The 18342-nt window shown below is 70.5% G+C and carries 24 protein-coding genes; 19 read left to right on the plus strand and 5 right to left on the minus strand.

The features are described from left to right. The first annotated feature begins 3 nt into the window (after window positions 1–3). The 9 genes from rplF (at window position 4) to AGRA3207_RS24585 (ending at window position 5900) form a co-directional block, all read left to right on the plus strand. Window positions 4–540 carry a 50S ribosomal protein L6 gene (rplF, locus tag AGRA3207_RS24545; protein WP_231329369.1) on the plus strand — a complete coding sequence of 179 codons (537 nt, stop codon included), beginning with the start codon at window positions 4–6 and terminating at the stop codon, window positions 538–540. A 2-nt stretch (window positions 541–542) separates the two neighbouring features. Beyond that, window positions 543–929, plus strand: a complete 387-nt coding sequence (gene rplR, locus AGRA3207_RS24550) for a 50S ribosomal protein L18 (protein WP_067454822.1) — start codon at window positions 543–545, stop codon at window positions 927–929. Between the two features lie 49 nt (window positions 930–978). Beyond that, a complete protein-coding gene (rpsE, locus tag AGRA3207_RS24555) occupies window positions 979–1602 on the plus strand; it encodes a 30S ribosomal protein S5 (protein ID WP_476692271.1) in 624 nt (207 codons plus the stop codon). Then, window positions 1599–1781, plus strand: coding sequence for a 50S ribosomal protein L30 (gene rpmD / locus AGRA3207_RS24560; RefSeq protein WP_231329370.1), 183 nt, complete (start codon window positions 1599–1601; stop codon window positions 1779–1781). The genes rpsE and rpmD overlap by 4 nt, the downstream gene beginning before the upstream one ends. Before the next feature lies 1 nt (window position 1782). Then, window positions 1783–2265 (plus strand): 50S ribosomal protein L15, encoded by a 483-nt coding sequence (rplO, locus tag AGRA3207_RS24565; protein WP_231329371.1) that lies wholly within the window; start codon window positions 1783–1785, stop codon window positions 2263–2265. Between the two features lie 214 nt (window positions 2266–2479). Then, window positions 2480–3775, plus strand: coding sequence for a preprotein translocase subunit SecY (secY, locus tag AGRA3207_RS24570; RefSeq protein ID WP_231336376.1), 1296 nt, complete (start codon window positions 2480–2482; stop codon window positions 3773–3775). Then, on the plus strand, window positions 3775–4425 hold the full coding sequence (locus AGRA3207_RS24575) for an adenylate kinase (protein WP_231329372.1): 651 nt from the start codon (window positions 3775–3777) through the stop codon (window positions 4423–4425). Before secY ends, AGRA3207_RS24575 begins: the two co-directional genes overlap by 1 nt. A gap of 99 nt (window positions 4426–4524) precedes the next feature. Beyond that, window positions 4525–5349, plus strand: coding sequence for a type I methionyl aminopeptidase (gene map, locus AGRA3207_RS24580; RefSeq protein ID WP_231329373.1), 825 nt, complete (start codon window positions 4525–4527; stop codon window positions 5347–5349). Between the two features lie 107 nt (window positions 5350–5456). Next, a complete protein-coding gene (locus AGRA3207_RS24585) occupies window positions 5457–5900 on the plus strand; it encodes a DUF1707 SHOCT-like domain-containing protein (protein WP_231329374.1) in 444 nt (147 codons plus the stop codon). Window positions 5901–5912: 12 nt separating this feature from the next. Here AGRA3207_RS24585 and AGRA3207_RS24590 read toward each other — a convergent pair whose 3' ends face one another. Further along, window positions 5913–6728 (minus strand): phosphodiesterase, encoded by an 816-nt coding sequence (locus AGRA3207_RS24590; RefSeq protein WP_231329375.1) that lies wholly within the window; start codon window positions 6726–6728, stop codon window positions 5913–5915. A gap of 209 nt (window positions 6729–6937) precedes the next feature. Further along, a complete protein-coding gene (locus tag AGRA3207_RS24595; RefSeq protein ID WP_231329376.1) occupies window positions 6938–7495 on the minus strand; it encodes a hypothetical protein in 558 nt (185 codons plus the stop codon). A 312-nt stretch (window positions 7496–7807) separates the two neighbouring features. Here AGRA3207_RS24595 and infA point away from each other — a divergent pair, with 312 nt between their 5' ends. The 8 genes from infA to truA all read left to right on the plus strand — a co-directional run bounded on the left by infA (window position 7808) and on the right by truA (window position 12888). Then, a complete protein-coding gene (gene infA, locus AGRA3207_RS24600) occupies window positions 7808–8029 on the plus strand; it encodes a translation initiation factor IF-1 (protein WP_018657567.1) in 222 nt (73 codons plus the stop codon). 64 nt (window positions 8030–8093) lie between these two features. Beyond that, a complete protein-coding gene (gene rpmJ / locus AGRA3207_RS24605; RefSeq protein WP_021596712.1) occupies window positions 8094–8207 on the plus strand; it encodes a 50S ribosomal protein L36 in 114 nt (37 codons plus the stop codon). A 196-nt stretch (window positions 8208–8403) separates the two neighbouring features. After that, entirely contained in the window at window positions 8404–8784 is a 381-nt protein-coding gene (rpsM, locus tag AGRA3207_RS24610; RefSeq protein WP_067454606.1) for a 30S ribosomal protein S13, read from the plus strand. A 48-nt stretch (window positions 8785–8832) separates the two neighbouring features. Then, window positions 8833–9234: a 30S ribosomal protein S11 gene (gene rpsK, locus AGRA3207_RS24615; RefSeq protein ID WP_021596710.1), complete on the plus strand. Its 402-nt coding sequence runs from the start codon at window positions 8833–8835 to the stop codon at window positions 9232–9234. 20 nt (window positions 9235–9254) lie between these two features. Continuing rightward, window positions 9255–9881, plus strand: coding sequence for a 30S ribosomal protein S4 (rpsD, locus tag AGRA3207_RS24620; protein WP_231329377.1), 627 nt, complete (start codon window positions 9255–9257; stop codon window positions 9879–9881). A 114-nt stretch (window positions 9882–9995) separates the two neighbouring features. After that, on the plus strand, window positions 9996–11009 hold the full coding sequence (locus AGRA3207_RS24625; protein WP_067454600.1) for a DNA-directed RNA polymerase subunit alpha: 1014 nt from the start codon (window positions 9996–9998) through the stop codon (window positions 11007–11009). A 258-nt stretch (window positions 11010–11267) separates the two neighbouring features. Continuing rightward, window positions 11268–11804, plus strand: coding sequence for a 50S ribosomal protein L17 (rplQ, locus tag AGRA3207_RS24630; protein ID WP_231329378.1), 537 nt, complete (start codon window positions 11268–11270; stop codon window positions 11802–11804). A 214-nt stretch (window positions 11805–12018) separates the two neighbouring features. Further along, on the plus strand, window positions 12019–12888 hold the full coding sequence (truA, locus tag AGRA3207_RS24635; protein ID WP_231329379.1) for a tRNA pseudouridine(38-40) synthase TruA: 870 nt from the start codon (window positions 12019–12021) through the stop codon (window positions 12886–12888). 6 nt (window positions 12889–12894) lie between these two features. On the opposite strand, the gene AGRA3207_RS24640 is transcribed toward truA, so the two are convergent. From AGRA3207_RS24640 to AGRA3207_RS24650, 3 genes are all read right to left on the minus strand, one after another. Further along, window positions 12895–14580, minus strand: coding sequence for a hypothetical protein (locus AGRA3207_RS24640; RefSeq protein ID WP_231329380.1), 1686 nt, complete (start codon window positions 14578–14580; stop codon window positions 12895–12897). A gap of 24 nt (window positions 14581–14604) precedes the next feature. Further along, window positions 14605–15606, minus strand: a complete 1002-nt coding sequence (locus tag AGRA3207_RS24645) for a hypothetical protein (RefSeq protein ID WP_231329381.1) — start codon at window positions 15604–15606, stop codon at window positions 14605–14607. A 117-nt stretch (window positions 15607–15723) separates the two neighbouring features. Beyond that, window positions 15724–16431, minus strand: coding sequence for a CAP domain-containing protein (locus AGRA3207_RS24650; RefSeq protein ID WP_231329382.1), 708 nt, complete (start codon window positions 16429–16431; stop codon window positions 15724–15726). Window positions 16432–17178: 747 nt separating this feature from the next. On the opposite strand from AGRA3207_RS24650, the gene rplM reads away from it, so the two are divergent. Both rplM and rpsI read left to right on the plus strand, forming a co-directional pair. Continuing rightward, a complete protein-coding gene (rplM, locus tag AGRA3207_RS24655; RefSeq protein WP_231329383.1) occupies window positions 17179–17631 on the plus strand; it encodes a 50S ribosomal protein L13 in 453 nt (150 codons plus the stop codon). 95 nt (window positions 17632–17726) lie between these two features. After that, window positions 17727–18245, plus strand: coding sequence for a 30S ribosomal protein S9 (gene rpsI / locus AGRA3207_RS24660; protein WP_231329384.1), 519 nt, complete (start codon window positions 17727–17729; stop codon window positions 18243–18245). The last annotated feature ends 97 nt before the right edge of the window (window positions 18246–18342 follow it).

Here is an 18342-nt window from a genome sequence, read left to right on the forward strand (position 1 = left end):
ACCATGTCTCGAATCGGACGTCTCCCCATCGCCGTGCCCGGTGGCGTCGAGGTGAAGCTCGACGGCCGGGAGGTCACCGTCAAGGGGCCGAAGGGCACGCTGTCGCACACCGTCGCCGACCCCATCGAGGTCCGGCTGGAGGACGGCCAGGTGACCGTGTCCCGGCCGAGCGACGTGAGCACGGTGCGCGCCCTGCACGGGCTCACCCGGTCGCTGATCAACAACATGGTCGTCGGTGTGACCGAGGGCTACAAGAAGACCCTGGTCATCCAGGGCGTCGGTTACCGCGTGGCGGCCAAGGGCAAGAACCTGGAGTTCTCGCTCGGGTACAGCCACCCGATCACCGTGGAGCCCCCGGAGGGGATCTCCTTCACGGTGGAGCGGCCGACCCAGCTGATCGTCGAGGGCATCGACAAGCAGAAGGTCGGCGAGGTCGCCGCGAACATCCGCAAGCTGCGCAAGCCCGACCCGTACAAGGGCAAGGGCGTGCGGTACGAGGGTGAGCAGATCCGCCGCAAGGTCGGAAAGGCTGGTAAGTAGGCATGGCAGGCACCAAGACCCTGGCCGGAAAGGCCACGAGCCGACGCGCGCTGTCCCGCAAGCGCCGGCACCTGCGGGTCCGGAAGAAGGTCGTCGGCAGCGCCGCGCGTCCCCGCCTGGTCGTGACCCGCTCCAGCCGGCACGTGTTCGTCCAGGTCATCGACGACGACAAGGGCCACACGCTGGCCTCCGCGTCGACGATGGAGGCGGACCTGCGCGCCGAGTCCGGCGACAAGACGGCCAAGTCCCGCAAGGTCGGCGAGCTCGTCGCCCGCCGCGCCCAGGACGCCGGTGTGTCCGCGGTCGTGTTCGACCGCGGCGGCAACAAGTACCACGGCCGCATCGCCGCAGTGGCGGACGGTGCGCGCGAGGGGGGCCTGGAGCTGTGATGACCGTCCTCCAGTCCCCACCCACCACCTTTACTGGAAGGAACCACTGATGGCAGCGCAGAGGCGTGGCGGCGGTCAGGGTGGCGACCGTCGCGACGGCCGCCGCGACGACCGCCGCGGTGGCGCCGACAAGGGCCAGTCGTACATCGAGAAGGTCGTGGCGATCAACCGTGTCGCCAAGGTCGTCAAGGGCGGCCGTCGCTTCAGCTTCACCGCCCTGGTGATCGTCGGTGACGGCAACGGCACCGTCGGCGTCGGCTACGGCAAGGCCAAGGAGGTGCCCGCGGCCATCGCCAAGGGCGTCGAGGAGGCCAAGAAGCACTTCTTCAAGGTCCCGCGGATCCAGGGCACCATCCCGCACCTGGTGCAGGCGCGCGACGCGGCGGGCGAGGTCCTGCTGCGTCCGGCCAGCCCCGGTACCGGCGTCATCGCCGGTGGCCCGGTGCGCGCGGTGCTGGAGTGCGCGGGCATCCACGACGTGCTGAGCAAGTCGCTGGGCAGCGACAACGCGATCAACATCGTGCACGCGACGATCGCGGGCCTCAAGGCGCTCAAGCGCCCGGAGGAGATCGCCGCCAAGCGCGGGCTGCCGATCGAGGACGTCGCGCCCGCCGCCATGCTGCGGGCCCGCGCCGCGGGCAGCGAGCCGAGGGCGGAGGCCGCGAGCTCATGAGCAACTTGAAGATCACGCAGACGAAGTCCGTGATCAGCGAGAAGCAGAACCAGCGTGACACGCTGCGCACCCTCGGCCTGAAGAAGATCGGGCAGAGCGTCGTCCGCGAGGACCGCCCCGAGGTGCTCGGCATGATCCGGACGGTGGCGCACCTGGTCATCGTCGAGGAGGTCGACTGACATGGCGGCTGATCTCGAGAAGGAGACCCCGGCCACCGAGGGCACGCCCCTCAAGGTGCACGACCTGCGTCCGGCCCCCGGCGCCAGGAAGGCCAAGGTCCGCAAGGGCCGCGGCGAGGCGTCCAAGGGCAAGACCGCGGGCCGCGGCACCAAGGGCACCAAGGCCCGCTCGACCGTCCCCGTCGGTTTCGAGGGCGGCCAGATGCCGCTGATCCGCCGGGTTCCGAAGCTCAAGGGCTTCAAGAACCCGAACCGGGTCGAGTTCCAGGTCGTGAACCTGGACAAGCTCGCCGCCCTCTACCCCGACGGGGGCGAGGTCACCGCGGAGGACCTGGCGGCCAGGGGCGCGGTGCGCCGCGGACGCCCGGTGAAGATCCTCGGTACCGGCGAGATCTCCGTCGCGGTCCAGGTGAAGGTCCACGCCTTTTCCTCCGCCGCGAAGGAGAAGATCGCCGCAGCCGGTGGAACCACCGACGAGCTGTAGAAAGAACACCGTCGATGCCGGGGCCGTGTTCACCAAGTGCCGGGGGCCGAGAGGTCCGCGCGCTCGGTGGGACGGCCCCGGTGTCATCTGCTGTTAGAGTCACACCGGCGGACACGCCCGGAGTGAGATATCACACGGTCGTTTCCGCCGTACCTCATGGACCTGTAACCGGCCCCTCGGCGGCCATGAACTCGTCACCCGCGCAGGAGGAATGGTGCTGACCGCGTTCGCTCGGGCTTTCCGTACGCCTGACCTGCGTAAAAAGCTGTTGTTCACGTTGCTGATGATCGTGGTGTTCCGGATCGGATCGATCCTGCCGACACCCAACGTGAACGTGAAGGTGCTCAAGGACACCGCCGACGCGGCCAAGGACCAGAACCAGCTCTACGGCCTTGTTGACCTGTTCAGTGGCGGTGCGTTGCTGAAGCTGTCGGTGTTCGCGCTGGGGATCATGCCCTACATCACCGCGAGCATCATCCTGCAGTTGCTGACCGTCGTGATCCCCCGTCTGGAGGCCCTCAAGAAGGAGGGCCAGGCCGGCACGACGAAGATCACCCAGTACACGCGTTACCTGACGATCGGGCTGGCGATCCTCCAGGCCACCGGCATCGTGGCGATGGCGAGCACCGGGCAGCTGTTCCAGGGCGTCTCCGGCGGCGGCGACGTGCTGTACGACACCGGCGTCTTCCCGATCATCACGATGGTGATCTGCATGGTGGCGGGCACCTCGGTCATCATGTGGCTGGGCGAGCTGGTCACCGACCGCGGCGTCGGCAACGGCATGTCCATCCTGATCTTCACGCAGGTGGTCGCGGTCTTCCCGGCGCAGTTCTGGAGCATCTACCAGACCAAGAACGGCTTCGTCTTCGCGATCGTCGTCCTCGTGGGCCTGGCCATCATGGCCGGGGTCGTGTTCGTCGAGCAGGCGCAGCGCCGCATTCCCGTCCAGTACGCCAAGCGGATGGTCGGACGCCGCATGTACGGCGGCACGTCCACCTACATCCCGCTGAAGGTGAACCAGGCCGGCATCATCCCGGTGATCTTCGCCTCGTCGCTGCTGTACCTGCCGGTCCTCGCCACGCAGCTGTGGCCGAACACCAAGTGGCTGCAGAAGATCCAGCCCTACCTGCAGCCCAGCAACGCCTGGCACATGGCGGTGTTCTTCGTCTTCATCATCTTCTTCACCTACTTCTACGTGGCGATCACGTTCAACCCCACTGAAGTGGCCGACAACATGAAGAAGTATGGTGGATTCATCCCAGGTATCCGTCCGGGCCGGCCGACCGCCGAGTACCTCGACTACGTGCTGACCCGGATCACCACACCCGGTGCGCTCTACCTGGGGCTCGTGGCACTGATCCCCATGGTGGCCTTCTCGCTCCTGAAGGCGAGCCAGGACTTCCCGTTCGGCGGCACGAGCATCCTCATCGTCGTCGGCGTCGGACTGGATACCGTGAAGCAGATCGAGAGTCAGCTACAGCAGCGCAACTACGAGGGCTTCCTCCGGTAGTGCGTATCGTGCTGGTGGGCCCCCCGGGTGCGGGCAAGGGGACGCAGGCCCAGTTCATCGCATCTCATCTGTCCATCCCGAAGATCTCGACAGGTGACATCTTCCGCGCCAACGTGAGCGGCGGCACCGAACTCGGCCGGCAGGCCAAGCAGTTCATGGACCGCGGCGACCTCGTCCCGGACGAGGTGACGATCGCGATGGTGCGCGACCGGCTCGGCGAGGACGACGCGAGCGACGGGTTCCTGCTGGACGGCTTCCCGCGCAACGTGCCGCAGGCGGAGACCCTCAAGAAGATCCTCGCCGAGTGGGACAACCGGCTGGACATCGTCCTGGAGCTGGTGGTCGACGAGGACGAGGTCGTCCGGCGGCTGTCGGGCCGGCGCACCTGCGACAAGTGCGGGCGCATCTGGCACGTCGACTTCGACGACAAGCAGGACGACATCTGCGACGACTGCGGCGGGCACCTGTTCCAGCGGGACGACGACAAGGAAGAGGTCGTCATGCACCGGCTGGAGGTGTACCGGCACGACACGGCCCCGCTGGTGCAGTTCTATGCCGACGAGGACATCCTCGTCGGCATAGACGCGACGGGCCCGGTCGAAGAGGTCACCAAGCGCGCGCTCACCGCCCTCCGCCCGTTCGAGAGGTGAGCGGGGCCGCCGGGGAAGTGACAGCGGACGCGGGGTCTCCGCGTCCTCACGCCGGGGTCGCCCGCATGGCGATCCCGGCGGACCGTTCCAGGGGGGTTCATGTTCAGAGGCCGTAGACCGGCGATCCAGGTGAAGTCGCCGGAGCAGGTCGAGCTGATGCGCGCCGCGGGGCTGCTCGTGGGGAAGACCCTCCAGCTGCTGCGCGAGGCGGTCAAGCCGGGCATCACCACCTTGGAGCTGGACGAGCTCGCCGAGCGGAACATCCGCGACAACGGCGGCATCCCGTCCTTCAAGGGCTACCACGGGTTCACCGGAACGATCTGCGCGTCCGTCAACGAGGAGATCGTGCACGGCATCCCCAGCGCCGGGAAGACGCTGCGGGACGGCGACGTGATCTCCATTGACTGCGGGGCGATCGTCGAGGGGTGGCACGGCGACGCGGCCGTCACCGTCCCCGTCGGGGAGATCACCGCGGAGCTGCGGCGGCTGCTGGAGGTGACCGAGACGGCCCTGTGGCACGGCCTGGCGGCCGGACGCGCCGGGGCCAGGCTCACGGACATGTCGCACGCGATCGAGGCTCACATCCGCTCTCAGGGCCCCTACGGCATCGTCGAGGGCTACGGGGGGCACGGCATCGGCACCGAGATGCACATGGACCCGCTCATCCCCAACCACGGCGCCCCGGGGCAGGGTCCGGTCCTGAAGCCCGGCATGTGCTTCGCGGTCGAGCCGATGGTCAACCTCGGCACCAAGGAGACCCTGGAACTGGACGACGGCTGGACGGTCGTCACCGCCGACGGCCGCTTCTCGGCGCACTTCGAGCACTCGTTCGCCGTCACCCCGGACGGGCCCCGTGTGCTGACGGCACTTGACGAGGGCCGGGAGTGGTTCGCCAAGCTGGAGGCGGGCACTCCGTCCCGTTAGGCGGAGGGTCCGCCGGACCGGGCCCCCGTCAGGCGGAGGGGCCCGTCAGGCGGAGGGGCCCGTCAGGCGGAGGGGCCCGTCGGGCAGAGGGGGCGGAAGGAGTCGAGATGGCGCCGAATCCTGACATGCGGGCGTCGGACGCCGACCGTGACCGCGTCGCCGAGAGCCTGCGCGAGCACTGCGGCGTCGGCCGGATCAGCATGGACGAGATGAACGAACGGCTCGACCTCGTCTACCAGGCCAAGACGCTCGGCCAGCTCCAGGAGATCACCTCGGACCTCCCCGAGGAGGACCTGTACCAGCTGCCCGTCCCCGCGTCCCAGGCCAAGAGCACCGCCTCCGTCGCGCCCCGTCCGAAGGGCGAGCTGTACGGGCGTGGCATGCGGGCGATGTGGGGCACCTGGGCCCTCGTGAGCGGCATCAACGTCGCGGTCTGGCTGGCCATCGCCCTCGCGGGCGAGGTCGTCTACCCCTGGTGGATCTGGGTGGCGGGCCCCTGGGGCGCGGTGATCCTGCTCAGTTCGCTGCTGGGACCGAAACGCCACGGCTGACCTCCGGCCGGCCTACTCGACGTCCATCAGCGGGCGGTAGTTGCCCGTGGGCACGAAATGGGTGGTGGCCGTGCCGTCGTCGCCCACGAGGTGGACGGCGAACCCGGCGGGCTCCCCGGTCACCGCGGCGCGGCCGGGACGGGTGAGGTCGAGGAACAACTGGCGGTAGGTGCTGGGGCACGTCGTGCTGACCCTGCCCGCCACCTGCCCGACCGCCCCGCGGTGCACGTGCCCGCTGATGATCCGGACGACCTGCTCGTGCCGGGCGATGACCGCGGCGAACCCGGCGGGGTCGACGAAGCGCATGTCGTCGATGAAGCGGATGCCGATGGGGAACGGCGGATGGTGGGTGGCGACGACCGTGGGGACCCCCGGCGCGGCGCCGAGCGTCCTGTCCAGCCAGGCGAGCCGGTCCTCGCTCATGTGGCCGTGCGGATGGCCGTCCACGGTCGTGTCGCAGCAGACGAGCCGTATCCCGGCGACGTCCGCCGCGTACTGGATGGGCGCCTGGGGGCCGCTGCCGGTGCCCGCGAGCGACGGGTGGCCGGCGAACGCCTCGCGGAGGGCGTCGCGGTCGTCGTGGTTGCCGGGCATGGGGAACACGGTCATCGGCAGGGGCGACAGCAGCGCGTGCAGCCGGGCGTACTCGGCGGGCCGGCCGCCGTCGGCGAGATCGCCGGTGAGCACCACGGCGTCCGGCCGCGCGGGCAGCGTCAGCAGGCTCGACACGGCCGCCCGGAGGGCCCGCACCGGCCCCGAGCCGTCGTCGACCTCGCCGTCGCGTCCGGCCGCCAGATGGATGTCGCTCAACTGGGCGATGATCGGCATGCGTGCTCCTTGCGGTGCCCTTGGCGTCGGGCGCTGGGGCGCCCTCCTTCGGCGGACACCGCGTGCGGTCGCCGCATCGCCCCGACCCGCCCTGGGGCTCGCTGCGCGATCGGGGCCCCGCTAGCTCGGACCCGCCTTCGGACGCGATCGCGAGGCTGAGGACGGCGATGGTTCGGGAATGGGTGCCCCAGCTAGATGATCACTGGGTCCTACGCTACATGGGGGATCACGAGGGACAGGGCGGAAGTGACGTCTTCGGGGGCCGGGGCGACGTCGGGGACGACGTCGCGCAGGGCCAGCCAGCCGTTGATCGCCTGGACGGTCGGCTTGGCCTCGATGAGCTGGGGGTCCTCCAGGCCGTACCAGGCGGCGACCTTGGACCAGCGCCACAGCCGGTGCCCGGCCGTGGAGATCTCCGAGGCGGGGAAGCCGCCCTGGCCGCGGGCGCCGGTGATCGCCAGCCGGACGGAGTCGAACGAGCGGCCCACGCGCTCGGCGATGTCGCGGATCGTCAGCAGCGGGTCGGCCTCGACCCGCAGGACGTGCACGCCCGGCGCGCTCGCCTCGACGTGCTGGACGATCTCCATGATCGCGGCGGCGAGGGTGGCGCCCTGCCAGGAGCAGGAGGCGTTGCCGGGACGGTCGGCGTGCTGCGGCTCGCTGATGATCGAGACCGTGACGGCGCCGTCCGTCCGGTCGAACAGCGGGTCGAGCTCGTCCTCGTAGAGGGGGCGGCTGAGGATCAGCGCGAAGTCGTAGCTCGGCATGCTGACCCTCCTTCGGACGTCTCGACGCCCTGTCATCACGGGGAACGGCCCCCTGCCCGCCTCACGGGCTCTAGTGGAAAGGTACAACGCGGACGCGAGGTATGCTTGTGTCGGGAGCGGTCTCCGGAGCTGTATCGTGCGACAATTTCGCATTCGGCGGCCCGGTACCGTAGACTCCTATGCCGGTCCGCTGTCGGCCGCCTGATTCCCCTGTTCTCGATGCCCCTGGTGTCGTGGCACGGGTGTGGCCGTGTCCCCTGGGGGGGACGCCCGGGCCGGGTCCAATGAGCCGATCAGTGAAGCGCGGAGGACATGCCCAAGAAAGAAGGGGCCATCGAGATCGAGGGCACCGTCATCGAGTCCCTCCCGAACGCGATGTTCAGGGTGGAGCTCGACAACGGGCACAAGGTGCTCGCCCACATCAGCGGCAAGATGCGGATGCACTACATCCGGATCCTGCCGGACGACCGTGTTGTTGTGGAGCTGAGCCCCTACGACCTCACGCGCGGTCGGATCGTCTACCGCTACAAGTAGTCGCACTGGGGTTGCCTTCCCCGCGCGTGGCGGCGCGGGGGTGACCCTGATCCTAGGAGACCCAGTGAAGGTCAAGCCGAGCGTCAAGAAGATCTGCAACAAGTGCCGCGTCATCCGCCGGCACGGCCGGGTCATGGTCATCTGTTCGGACCCGCGCCACAAGCAGCGCCAGGGCTGACCGGCCGCACGGCCGGACCATCCCACGACAAGCGCGTCGCAGCCTTCGCACAGTGAGCCGTGCGACCTTGATCGGTCGCACGGCGCCGGTGTGCGAGGGACACCCCCGGACCGACGGAGGCCGGGGCCGCCACCCGGGCAGGGTGTGTGCGGGGGCGGCGCGTCCATACCTCCGCGATATGAAGGGAACTGCCCAGATGGCACGCCTCCTCGGCGTCGACCTCCCGCGCGAAAAGCGCCTGGAGGTCGCTCTCACCTACATCTTCGGCATCGGCCGGACGCGCGCCCTCGAGACCCTCGCGGGTACCGAGATCAGCGGCGACCTGCGGGTGCACCAGCTCGGCGACGACGAGCTGGTGAAGCTCCGCGACTGGATCGAGGCGAACTACAAGATCGAGGGTGATCTTCGCCGCGAGGTCCAGGCGGACATCCGCCGCAAGATCGAGATCGGGTGCTACCAGGGCATCCGGCACCGCCGCGGTCTTCCCGTCCACGGCCAGCGCACCCAGACCAACGCGCGCACCCGCAAGGGCAAGAAGAAGACCGTCGCCGGCAAGAAGAAGGCCGGCAAGAAGTAGTCCGGAGTCGGTCCTCCGGATCGATGACCTCAAGAGTAGAGAGAGCAGATGCCTCCTAAGAGCCGTGTCGGCGCCAAGAAGGTGCGCCGCAAGGAGAAGAAGAACGTCGCTCACGGGCACGCCCACATCAAGAGCACGTTCAACAACACGATCGTCTCGATCACCGACCCCAACGGCAACGTGATCTCCTGGGCCTCCTCGGGCCACGTCGGGTTCAAGGGCTCGCGCAAGTCGACCCCGTTCGCCGCGCAGCAGGCCGCCGAGGCCGCCGCCCGGCGCGCGATGGAGCACGGCATGCGCAAGGTCGACGTCTTCGTGAAGGGCCCGGGCTCGGGCCGCGAGACCGCCATCCGGTCGCTGCAGGCGACCGGACTCGAAGTGGGCTCGATCCAAGACGTCACGCCCGTTCCGCACAACGGCTGCCGTCCGCCGAAGCGCCGGCGCGTCTGAGGCAGGGGAGATCTAGAACAATGGCTCGTTACACCGGTGCGGACTGCAAGCTCTGCCGCCGCGAGAAGATGAAGCTGTTCCTCAAGGGCAGCAAGTGCGAGGGCCCCAAGTGCCCGATCGAGATCCGTCCTTACCCGCCGGGTGAGCACGGTCGCGGCCGGCCCAAGGAGACCGAGTACCTGCTCCAGCTTCGCGAGAAGCAGAAGGCCCGCCGCATCTACGGCGTGCTGGAGCGCCAGTTCCACAACTACTACGTCGAGGCCAACCGCCAGGGCGGCAAGACGGGTGAGAACCTCCTCACCCTCCTGGAGCGCCGCCTCGACAACGTCGTGTACCGCGCGGGCTTCGCCAAGTCGCGCGACATGGCCCGCCAGCTCATCCGCCACGGCCACATCCGGGTCAACGGCAGGAAGGTCGACATCCCGTCCTTCCAGGTGGGCGAGGCCGACATCGTCGACGTCAAGGGCAAGTCCCTGGAGATGACGCCGTTCCAGGTCGCCAAGGCCGAGGCCGGCGAGCGGCCCGTCCCGGCGTGGCTCGGCGTCGACGCCGACAAGATGCGGATCCTCGTGCACTCGCTGCCCGTCCGGCAGCAGATCGACGCTCCCGTCCAGGAGCAGCTGATCGTCGAGCTCTACTCCAAGTAAGGGCTCGACGTCCGCCAGGATCCCGCGGCGGGATCCGTGGGATCCTGGTGGATACGGGGAACACTCAGGAACGCGGTAGTCAAATAGCGGGCACCGCGGGAAGAAGGCACAACCATGCTCATCGCACAGCGTCCCACTCTCACCGAAGAGCAGGTCGACGAGTACCGGTCGCGGTTCACCATCGAGCCGCTGGAGCCGGGCTTCGGCTACACGATCGGCAACTCGCTCCGCCGTACGCTGCTCTCCTCGATCCCCGGTGCGGCCGTCACCAGCATCCGGATCGAGGGCGTCCTCCACGAGTTCTCCACCGTCCCCGGGGTCAAGGAGGATGTCACCGACATCATCCTGAACCTCAAGGAGCTCGTCGTCTCCTCCGAGCACGACGAGCCGGTGGTCATGTACCTGCGCAAGCAGGGCCCGGGCGAGGTGACCGCGGCCGACATCGCGCCGCCCGCGGGCGTCGAGGTCCACAACCCCGACCTGCACATCGCCACGCTCAACAACAAGGCCAAGCTGGAGATGGAGCTGACGGTCGAGCGCGGCCGCGGCTACGTCTCCGCCGCCCAGAACAAGCAGCCGGGCCAGGAGATCGGCCGGATCCCGATCGACTCCATCTACTCGCCCGTGCTCAAGGTCACCTACAAGGTCGAGGCGACCCGCGTCGAGCAGCGCACCGACTTCGACCGGCTCATCCTGGACGTGGAGACCAAGCAGGCGATGCTGCCGCGCGACGCGGTGGCCTCCGCCGGCAAGACCCTCGTCGAGCTGTTCGGGCTGGCCCGGGAGCTCAACGTCGAGGCCGAGGGCATCGACATGGGCCCGTCCCCCACGGACGCCGCGCTCGCCGCGGACCTGGCCCTGCCGATCGAGGAGCTGAACCTGACGGTCCGCTCCTACAACTGCCTCAAGCGCGAGGGCATCCACTCCGTGGGCGAGCTGGTGGCCCGCAGCGAGCAGGACCTTCTCGACATAAGGAATTTCGGCGCCAAGTCGATCGAAGAGGTCAAGCAGAAGCTCAACGACATGGGCCTCTCGCTGAAGGACTCCCCGCCCGGGTTCGACCCGAGCGCGGCGGCGGACAACTACGGCGACGACGACCAGGGCTACGCCGAGACCGAGCAGTATTGATTGTGATCCCGGCCCAGGATCCTCGCCTGGCGGCTCGGAACCTGACCGTGATCGTGCGAGCGCGTCATCGCTTCGCGATCTGCCCGCGTGGGGCTCGCCTTCGGCTTTGCCCCTCGCGGGCAGCCTTCGCGCTCGCGTGACGGCTGAGGCCCGTTGACGGTCCTCGGCGGTCACACGACACCCAGCGCGGTGGGGAACGTCCCCGCCGCGACCGGCTGACATCGGTACCTGATACGGCCGATGCAGGAAGGAAGCACCATGCCCCAGCCCACCAAGGGCCCCCGCCTCGGCGGCAGCGCCGCGCACCAGCGGCTGATCCTGGCGAACCTGGCCACGGCGCTGTTCGAGCACGGCCGCATCACCACCACCGAGGCCAAGGCCCGGCGGGTGCGCCCGCTGGCGGAGAAGCTGATCACCAAGGCGAAGCGGGGCGACCTGCACAACCGCCGCCAGGTCGCCAAGGTCATCCGCGACAAGGGCGTCGTGCACGAGCTCTTCACCGAGATCGCGCCGCGCTTCGAGAACCGTCCCGGCGGCTACACCCGCATCACCAAGATCGGGCCGCGCAAGGGCGACAACGCCCCCATGGCCGTGATCGAGCTGGTGCAGGAGCAGCTGGCCGCCTCCACCGCCGCCACCGCCACGGCCGCTCCGGCGACCGCGGCGCCCGAGCCGGAGGCGCCCGCCGAGGACGAGGTCGCCCTCACCAAGGACGAGGCCGAGACCGGCGAGGCCGAGACCGGCGAGACCGGCGAGGCCGAGGACGCCAAGGGCGGGGAAAAGGACGACAAGTAACCGGCAGCTCGCGGTTCTCCGGACGCCATCTCGCCAAGGCTCACCAGGCCCACCGTCGTCGGTACGAGACGGTGGGCCTGATCTTTGCCAGACTTGATCTCATGGTCAGGTCAGGGGGGCGACGATTCGCTGGGGAGCGTGTCAGGGGAGTGCCCGATGAACGCGGCTCGTCGGGAGGAACGGACAGACGTTGGAGAAGGACAGCCCAGCCGACATGACCGCATTGGTACGACTCCGGCTCGACATCGGCTACGACGGGTCGGACTTCGCGGGCTGGGCGCGCCAGCCGAACCAGCGGACCGTCCAGGGCGTGATCGAGGACGCGCTGGCCCGGATGCTGCGGCTCGACCCGCCGCCCATGCTCACCGTCGCCGGACGCACCGACGCCGGCGTCCACGCGAGCGCGCAGGTCGCGCACCTCGTGGTGCCCGTCGCGGCGTACTCGGCGATCAACGGCACGATGCCGCGCCGTCTCGCGGGGCTGCTGCCCCCCGACGTGCGGGTGTGGCGGGTGTCGATCGCGCCCGAGGGCTTCGACGCGCGCTTCTCCGCCCTGTCCCGCCGCTACGTGTACCGCGTCTGCGACAACCCGGTGGGCGTGGACCCGCTGCGCCGCCACGACGTCCTGTGGCATCCCCGTCCGCTCAACCTGGAGCGGATGAACCAGGCCGCGCGGCTGCTCGTGGGCGAGAACGACTTCGCCGCGTACTGCCGCAAGCGGGAGGGCGCGACGACCATCCGCGAGCTGCTGCGGTACGAGTGGGCGCGCGACGACCGCGACCCGCATCTCGCGCTCGCCACGGTCGAGGCCGACGCGTTCTGCCATTCCATGGTCCGCGCGCTCGTCGGCGCGCTGCTCATGGTCGGCGACGGGCGCCGTGAACCCGAGTGGCCGGCGCAGGTGCTGGCCGCGCGCGTCCGCGACTCGGGCGTGAACGTGGCGCCCGCGCACGGGCTGTCGCTGGAGGAGATCCGCTACCCGGGGGCCGAGAGCCTCGCGAGACGCGCGCAGGAGACCCGCCGGGTCCGGACCCTCAACGCCGCCGCCGCGGCCGCGGCGGACGGCGCCGAGGAGCGGCCCTGACCGGTCTCAGCCGCGGGCCCGGGCCTCGATCGGCCGGGCGTCGTAGTCCAGGAACTGCTGCGCGACCTGCTTGATCATGGGGTCGCCGGGGCGGGCGCTGCGGCCGTCGGCCCACTGCACGTAGGCGTAGACGACGTACCGGCCGCGGACGGTGGCCGCCGCGTACCCGCCGGCCCTGTCGATGTCGGTGGCGCGCTTGCCGGGCATCCCGCGGAACCACTCGTACTTCGCGGGGTTCCCGGCCTTGCCGACCTTCAGCGCGGCGGCCTTGGTCGGCATCACCGCGATCCCGGAGGTGACGGCGAGCTTACGGTCACGGTCCAGGTAGGTGGCCCGGACGACCTTCCGGCAGTTTTCCCGCCTGAGCACCGCGAGCATCGCGCCGTTCGCCGCGTACGCCGGGTCCTTGTTGATCGACCAGCGGTCCCGGACGTAGGTGCGCCCGCCGAGGCGGATCGTCCCTTCCGGGAACACCTCGGTGAACTCCAGGCCCTTGGTGTCGTTCTTCTCGTCGGTGATGTCCACCGGGGCGGGCGCCGGGGGCGCGGGGACCGGTGCGCTGCTCTTCACGGGAGGTTGCGCGGACCCGCCCTTCGCGTCGTCGCCCGCGCCCGTCCCGCCGAGGGTGAACAGCGCGACGACCGCCGCGAGTACCGCCGCGGCGCCCCCGCCGATCATCATCGGCCTCCGCTTCCCGGAGGGGGCCGCCTTCGGCGCGGGCTTCTTCGCCGACGGCGCGGACGGCGCATCGAGCGAGATGCCCTCGGCGTGGTACACCGGCGTGATCACGGCGGCCATGGCGGGCTGCTGCGCGCCGTTCTGCCCGGTCTTCGGATGCGGCCCGCTGCCGGTGGGCGGCACCACGCCGGGTGGCAGGATCGCGTCGGGCACGAGCACCGGCGCGAGCGGAGCCTTGATCTTCTCCGCCTCCTTGGCCTTCTCGAAGGCCGAGGGACGCTCGCTCACCCAGGTCGCGGCGGGACGTACGGGCCTGTGGGGGGTCGTCGTCCCCTCACCAGGGACCGGCCTCTCGGCCGGAGGCGGGGGCGGCTTGGGGCCGTCCGCCTCGGCGACCCTCTCGAAGGCGGGCGGGCGCTTGTCCGCGGGGGAGGGCCGGGCGGGCGGCTCCGGCTCGTCCGGGTCCGGGACGGCGGCGGCCGGTGCCTCCGGTTCGGGCTGCGGCTCGGGTCCGGGCACCGGCGGGATCTCGTCCTGGACGGCGGGGATGCCCTCCGGGTCGGTGTCGGTGAGATCGGTGGCCGCGCCTTTGACGATCGGCTCGGCGGGGACGGCCCGGCGCGAGTCCACCTTCGGGACGCCGATCCCGGCGACGAGGGTGCCGGGCGAGGCGTCGGGCGCGGGCTCCGCGGCTACGGCGGCCTCGGCGGCCGGTTCGCCGACCTCGGGCGCCGGCTCCACGGCCTCGGGTTCCGCGGTTTCGGCGGCGGGGGCGGGCTCCGGTGCCGCTTCCTGCGACTCGGCGGCCCACCAGGGGGTCTGGAGGCCGAACGGAGGCAGTGTGAGGGCGGCGGGGGACGCGGGCTCCGCCCCGGCCGCGGCGGGCGCCGCGTCCTCGGGGGGTGCCTCGGCCGGGGGGCCCGAGCCGCCGAAGCTGGGCGGCGCCGGGGTGGAGGGGACGGCCTGCGCCCCCGCCTCCGCGGCGGACTCCCGGGTGTCTTCAGGTCCAGACATAAGCAGTCAGCGTATTCAAAGCGGTCACTTCTGGAGGGGCTTGCCTTCGGTTTCCCTGTAGTGCAGGGCCAGTGACAGGCCGCTGCCCTTGACGAGCTGGGTGCCGAAGACGCGGACGACGGAGTGGTACCGGCTGGCGATCCTCTTGCCGTCCGGCCGCTGCACCCACGTCATGATGACGTAGTGGCCGAACGCCTCGGACGTGCCGAGCGCCTCACCCTTGCCGTTGGTCTTGGAGACGCCTGTGCCCGGCAGGGCCTGGAGGAAGGCGTCCTTGTTCCCGGCGGCCTTCACGGCCTGCTTGGCGGCGGCCTCGGTCCTGAGGTTCAGGACGCCGACGGTGCCGATGAGCTTGCCCGTGCTGAGCGCGTAGGTGGCGCGCAGGGCCTGCGCGCAACCGCCCTTCTTGAGGGTCGAGGTCAGCGTCGTGCCGCCGACGACGCCGGTGCAGCCCTTCTTGGCGTTGACGGCCGTCCGCACGTACTTCTGCTTGCCGGCCTTGAAGGACGACTTGCCGAACACCTCGGGCAGGGTGAGCGCCTTGGGGTCGGTCGTGCGGCTCTTGAGCTTCACCGGCTCCAGCGGCGGGACGCTCGGGCTCACCTTGGTCTGCGCCGTGGAGGCGGACGGCGTCGGCGCGGCGGCGCTCTTCGGCTTCGGGTCGTCCTTCAATATGGACGACAGCCCGACGCCGCCGCCGATGAGCACCAGGCCCGCCACGACCGCGCCGCCGATGATCAGCGGCAGGTTGCGGCGCCGCGCGGGGGCGGCCCCGTCCGGTGGCGCGGTGGACTGCGGCGCTCCCGTCCCGCTCTCCCACGCGCCCGAGTCGACGGTGCCGCCGAACGCGCCGAGCGGGCCGGTGCCCGATGTCTCCCCCTCCGCACGCGGGGCGAAGGGGGCCTCGTCGTCGCCGGTGCCGTACGGTGACGTCTCCGGCCTGTCGCCTCCGGGGCCGTACGCCGCTTGCGGCGGCTGCTCGGGTGGCCAGCCGCCGGGCTTGCCTTGATCGCCCGGATAACCCATGGCTTGGACCTTACCGTTCCTGGTTCAGGGCTCTGGACCTTCGGAACACCCACCATGACATGGGGGCGAACCGGGCGTCCCCGGTTCGCCAAAGGTCGGCCCGGGGCCGGGGGTGCGTCACTTCCAGCCGAAGTCCTGCGTCCACAACGGGCCGCCCGCCCCGTCGGCCATGCCGACGCCGATGGCGCGCAGGTCGCAGTTGAGGATGTTGGCGCGGTGCCCGGGGCTCTTCATCCAGCCCGCGACGACGGCCGCGGCGGTCGCGTACCCCTTGGCGATGTTCTCCGCGCCGGGGCTCGGATACCCGGCGTCCTCCATCCGCTTCCAGGGGCTGTCGCCGTTGCGCGAGGTGTGGTCGAAGTAGCCGTTCGCCGCCATGTCGGCCGAGTGCTTACGCGCCGCTGCCGCGAGCCGCGCGTCCGGCCGCAGCGCCTTGCAGCCCGCCTTGACGCGCTCGGAGTTGGTCAGCGCCACGACGGTCGCCTCGGGCCCGGACCCGCCCCCCACAGGCCCGGTGGGCAGCGGCTGCTCGGGCTTCCGCGTCTTCGTCGGGGACGGCCGCGCCGACGGCCGCGCCCGCGCCGGCATCGACCTCAGCGGCGGCGCCTTCTCGGTGGCCGTGGGCACCGGCTTGGCGGTGGGGTCCGCGGGCGCCCTCGTGTCGATGTCCGGCAGCCCCGACGACTCGACCGCCTGGGGCTCCGCCGTCGGCCCGGTCACGGAGGCGGGCTCGGACCGCAGCTCGGGCAGGACGAGCCGGTCGAGCGCGATCCCCGTCCCGATCGCGAGCGAGGCCGCGGTGACCGCCACCCCGGCGGCGATCACCGTCCTGGCCCCGGAGCGCCCGCGCCCCGGCGGAGGGACGGGACGGGAGCGGGGCCCGATGGTGTCCTGCGGGCCGATGCCGCGGGGAGCGGCCTCGTGGAAGGCGGCGCCACGACCGTCGTGTTGATGACGTCCGGGGGGTGGGCCGGGTCTGCGGGGAGAGGTCAGCGGGGGCTCCCGGGTGCGGGCCGGAACAAGCCGGCGTGGACCGGTCGGCCGCACCTTATCCCCACAGAACGCCAAAATCCTGAGAATCCCCCCAAAACCGCACGCCCCCAACACCCCATCCAACTCACCACCCCCACCCCCACCAGCAAGAACCGGCCCCGGGCGGGTCGGCCGCACCCCGGCAGGCCGAGCCTCAGCCGACGGTTTGAAGCTCAGCCACCGGTTACGGGGAGGCACGCGAAGCGAGCGCAGCGGGTATCCCCGGCGCGCCGCGTCCCCGCAACGAAGCGAGTGCAGCGAGCGCAGTGGAGGAGACCCGTGCTGCGCAGCCGGGGGGTATGGGGGTCGCCCCCCCCAGTGAAAATTGACCCCGCCGCCTAGGGCTGGGTATTCTGCGGGTTTGTTGTGTGTGCCGTCGCCTGCCCGCTCGGGCGGGGTCGGTTCGCAACGATGAGCCGGTGCGCCTCTGCGTGTTCGCGCGGGTCCCGGCGTCCCGGAGCGCCAGGTCGGATGCAGACCTCTGATCGGCGCGAGCAGGATATCCGCTGAGAAGTCGACGAGAAACGAAGGTCTACGACCGTGCGCACGTACACCCCTAAGCCCGCTGACGTCCAGCGTCAGTGGTACGTCATCGACGCGACCGATGTCGTGCTGGGCCGTCTCGCCAGTCAGGTCGCGCAGCTGCTTCGGGGCAAGCACAAGCCGATCTACGCGCCGCACCTCGACACCGGTGACTTCGTGGTCATCGTGAACGCCGGGAAGGTGGCGCTGTCCGGCAACAAGCTGGAGCAGAAGAAGGCCTACCGGCACTCCGGGTACCCGGGGGGTCTGCGTTCGGTGGCCTACGGCGACCTGCTGGCCAAGCACCCCGAGCGGGCGGTCGAGAAGGCGATCAAGGGCATGCTGCCCAAGAACTCCCTCGGCCGGAAGATGTTCGGCAAGGTGAAGGTCTACGCCGGTCCGGAGCACCCGCACCAGGCGCAGAAGCCGGTTCCGTTCGAGATCTCGCAGGTCAGCCAGATCAAGAAGTGACCCGCGCGCCCGTCGGCGCGCGGTTGTGAGGACAGAGGCCGCCGGGGCACCCGATGACCGGGTCAGCCGCCCTGGCTAGAACACCAAGGAGAACCGTGGACGATTCCACCGGCACGGAGGCGCCCGCCGAGGGCGCCGAGCTCGACTCGTACGAGGACACGCCGTCCGAGTACAGCACCGAGACCCCTGAGACGGCGGGCGAGGGCCTGCTCGGCCAGCCGGTCGCGACGGGCCCGGCGGCGGGCACGGGCCGCCGCAAGCAGGCCATCGCGCGGGTCCGCATCGTTCCCGGCTCCGGCCAGTGGAAGATCAACGGCCGGACGCTGGACCAGTACTTCCCCAATAAGGTCCACCAGCAGATCGTGAACGAGCCGTTCGTGCTGCTGGGCCTGGAGGGCCAGTTCGACGTCCTCGCCCGGGTGAACGGCGGTGGCACCACCGGCCAGGCCGGTGCGCTGCGCCTCGGGATCTCCCGCGCGCTGCAGTTCGCGAACATCGAGCACCGTCCGGCCCTGAAGAAGGCCGGGTTCCTCACCCGTGACGCGCGGGTGCCGGAGCGCAAGAAGGCCGGTCTCAAGAAGGCGCGCAAGGCGCCGCAGTACAGCAAGCGTTGATCGTCGGTACGAGCCGTCGCACCCGCTCCGGCGGGCGCGGCGGCTCGTGCGCGTTCCGGGGGGCCGGGTGCGGCCGTGGGGTGACGCTCCGGCCTGG

The sequence above is a fragment of the Actinomadura graeca genome (assembly GCF_019175365.1).
GTDB lineage: Bacteria > Actinomycetota > Actinomycetes > Streptosporangiales > Streptosporangiaceae > Spirillospora > Spirillospora graeca.

Coding starts and splice junctions, on each gene's coding strand:
- rplR (WP_067454822.1), top strand. CDS start 543: ATGGCAGGCACCAAGACCCTGGCCGGAAAGGCCACGAGCCGACGCGCG.
- infA (WP_018657567.1), top strand. CDS start 7,808: ATGCCCAAGAAAGAAGGGGCCATCGAGATCGAGGGCACCGTCATCGAG.
- rplO (WP_231329371.1), top strand. CDS start 1,783: ATGGCGGCTGATCTCGAGAAGGAGACCCCGGCCACCGAGGGCACGCCC.
- truA (WP_231329379.1), top strand. CDS start 12,019: ATGACCGCATTGGTACGACTCCGGCTCGACATCGGCTACGACGGGTCG.
- rpmD (WP_231329370.1), top strand. CDS start 1,599: ATGAGCAACTTGAAGATCACGCAGACGAAGTCCGTGATCAGCGAGAAG.
- map (WP_231329373.1), top strand. CDS start 4,525: ATGTTCAGAGGCCGTAGACCGGCGATCCAGGTGAAGTCGCCGGAGCAG.
- AGRA3207_RS24645 (WP_231329381.1), bottom strand. CDS start 15,606: ATGGGTTATCCGGGCGATCAAGGCAAGCCCGGCGGCTGGCCACCCGAG.
- AGRA3207_RS24640 (WP_231329380.1), bottom strand. CDS start 14,580: ATGTCTGGACCTGAAGACACCCGGGAGTCCGCCGCGGAGGCGGGGGCG.
- AGRA3207_RS24590 (WP_231329375.1), bottom strand. CDS start 6,728: ATGCCGATCATCGCCCAGTTGAGCGACATCCATCTGGCGGCCGGACGC.
- rpsD (WP_231329377.1), top strand. CDS start 9,255: ATGGCTCGTTACACCGGTGCGGACTGCAAGCTCTGCCGCCGCGAGAAG.
- rpsE (WP_476692271.1), top strand. CDS start 979: ATGGCAGCGCAGAGGCGTGGCGGCGGTCAGGGTGGCGACCGTCGCGAC.
- AGRA3207_RS24625 (WP_067454600.1), top strand. CDS start 9,996: ATGCTCATCGCACAGCGTCCCACTCTCACCGAAGAGCAGGTCGACGAG.
- rpsM (WP_067454606.1), top strand. CDS start 8,404: ATGGCACGCCTCCTCGGCGTCGACCTCCCGCGCGAAAAGCGCCTGGAG.
- rplQ (WP_231329378.1), top strand. CDS start 11,268: ATGCCCCAGCCCACCAAGGGCCCCCGCCTCGGCGGCAGCGCCGCGCAC.
- rplF (WP_231329369.1), top strand. CDS start 4: ATGTCTCGAATCGGACGTCTCCCCATCGCCGTGCCCGGTGGCGTCGAG.
- AGRA3207_RS24595 (WP_231329376.1), bottom strand. CDS start 7,495: ATGCCGAGCTACGACTTCGCGCTGATCCTCAGCCGCCCCCTCTACGAG.
- rpsK (WP_021596710.1), top strand. CDS start 8,833: ATGCCTCCTAAGAGCCGTGTCGGCGCCAAGAAGGTGCGCCGCAAGGAG.
- AGRA3207_RS24585 (WP_231329374.1), top strand. CDS start 5,457: ATGGCGCCGAATCCTGACATGCGGGCGTCGGACGCCGACCGTGACCGC.